We start from the raw sequence: 2082 nt of genomic DNA on the forward strand, positions 1-2082 counted from the left end.
CGACGCTCGTGGGCCGCCGGCAGGTCCCGGATGAAGACCTCCAGCTCGCCCACCGTCTTGGCACCCAGTACCCCCTCGACCCGCTCGGCGTGCTCGTCCGCGGTCAGGCGGCCCTCGCCGAGGGCCTCCCGCAGGATGTCGGCGACACGGTCGCGGTCGGCGTCCGAGGCGCGCAGGTCGGTCGCCGCGGGTGCGGGGCTCGCGTGCTGGGGAAGGTCCGGCTTCTGAAGGTCCACCGCAGCAGCGTACCGAAACGCGATAGATCGCGACTAGACCTGTGGACAACTCTTGGCGAACCGACTGAGCCCTACCTCACAAGCTGCCGTCCTTGGACAGGTTCTAGGCTGGTGGGGCCCGCCAACGGAGGCGGGTGGTCGACCCGCAGAGTGAGGAATGGGCTGAGATGCCTGAGTTCGCGTACACCGATCTGCTCCCCATGGGAGAGGACACCACCCCCTACCGGCTGGTGACCTCCGAGGGTGTCTCCACCTTCGAGGCCGACGGGCGGACCTTCCTCAAGGTGGAGCCGGAGGCGCTGCGCAAGCTCGCCGAGGAGGCCATCCACGACATCCAGCACTACCTGCGGCCCGCCCACCTCGCCCAGCTGCGGCGGATCATCGACGACCCCGAGGCGTCCGCCAACGACAAGTTCGTGGCGCTGGACCTGCTGAAGAACGCCAACATCGCGGCCGCGGGCGTCCTGCCGATGTGCCAGGACACCGGCACGGCCATCGTCATGGGCAAGCGCGGGCAGAACGTGCTCACCGAGGGCGGTGACGAGGCGGCCCTGTCGAAGGGCATCTACGACGCCTACCTGAACCTCAACCTGCGCTACTCGCAGATGGCCCCGCTGACCATGTGGGACGAGAAGAACACCGGCTCCAACCTCCCCGCGCAGATCGAGCTGTACGCCACCGACGGGGGCGCGTACAAGTTCCTGTTCATGGCGAAGGGCGGCGGCTCGGCCAACAAGTCCTTCCTCTACCAGGAGACGAAGGCCGTCCTGAACGAGTCCTCCATGATGAAGTTCCTGGAGGAGAAGATCCGTTCGCTCGGTACGGCCGCCTGTCCGCCGTACCACCTGGCGATCGTCGTCGGCGGCACGAGCGCCGAGTACGCGCTGAAGACCGCCAAGTACGCCTCCGCGCACTACCTGGACGAGATTCCCGCCGAGGGCTCCGAACTCGGGCACGGCTTCCGGGACAAGGAGCTGGAGGAGAAGGTCTTCGAGCTGACGCAGAAGATCGGCATCGGGGCGCAGTTCGGCGGCAAGTACTTCTGCCACGACGTGCGGGTCGTACGGCTGCCCCGGCACGGTGCGTCCTGCCCGGTCGCCATCGCGGTGTCCTGCTCGGCCGACCGGCAGGCCGTCGCGAAAATCACCGCCGAGGGTGTCTTCCTGGAGCAGTTGGAGACGGACCCGGCGCGGTTCCTGCCGGAGACGACGGACGAGCACCTCGACGAGTCGTCCGACGTGGTGAAGATCGACCTCAACCAGCCGATGGACACGATCCTCGCGGAGCTGACCAAGTACCCGGTGAAGACGCGGCTCTCGCTGACCGGTCCGTTGGTCGTGGCGCGTGACATCGCGCACGCCAAGATCAAGGAGCGTCTCGACGCGGGTGAGGAGATGCCGCAGTACCTGAAGGACCACCCGGTGTACTACGCGGGTCCGGCGAAGACGCCCGAGGGGTACGCGTCGGGTTCCTTCGGTCCCACGACGGCCGGCCGCATGGACTCCTACGTCGAGCAGTTCCAGGCGGCGGGCGGCTCCAAGGTGATGCTGGCCAAGGGCAACCGCAGCAAGCAGGTCACCGAAGCGTGCGGCACGCACGGCGGCTTCTACCTCGGCTCCATCGGCGGCCCGGCCGCCCGGCTCGCCCAGGACTGCATCAAGAAGGTCGAGGTCGTCGAGTACGAGGAGCTCGGCATGGAGGCGGTCTGGAAGATCGAGGTCGAGGACTTCCCGGCGTTCATCGTCGTCGACGACAAGGGCAACGACTTCTTCCAGGACCCGGCGCCGGCACCTACGTTCACGTCGATTCCGGTGCGGGGGCCGGGGCTGGCGTAGCACCACGGGGG

At 67.8% G+C, this 2082-nt stretch carries 2 protein-coding genes; one reads left to right on the plus strand and one right to left on the minus strand.

Annotated elements, in window-relative coordinates:
- A partial coding sequence (locus EHS43_RS43285) for a DUF1707 domain-containing protein (protein ID WP_148104295.1) occupies positions 1–236 on the minus strand: 236 nt, incomplete at its 3' end.
- A gap of 167 nt (positions 237–403) precedes the next feature.
- Between EHS43_RS43285 and EHS43_RS43290 the strand changes: the two genes are divergently transcribed.
- Positions 404–2071 (plus strand): fumarate hydratase, encoded by a 1668-nt coding sequence (locus EHS43_RS43290; RefSeq protein WP_125195909.1) that lies wholly within the window; start codon positions 404–406, stop codon positions 2069–2071.
- Positions 2072–2082 lie beyond the last annotated feature (11 nt).

This window comes from Streptomyces sp. RP5T, assembly GCF_003933965.1.
GTDB lineage: Bacteria > Actinomycetota > Actinomycetes > Streptomycetales > Streptomycetaceae > Streptomyces.

Excerpts from the sequence above, each read along its gene's own strand:
- EHS43_RS43290 (WP_125195909.1), top strand. The coding sequence starts at position 404 with ATGCCTGAGTTCGCGTACACCGATCTGCTCCCCATGGGAGAGGACACC.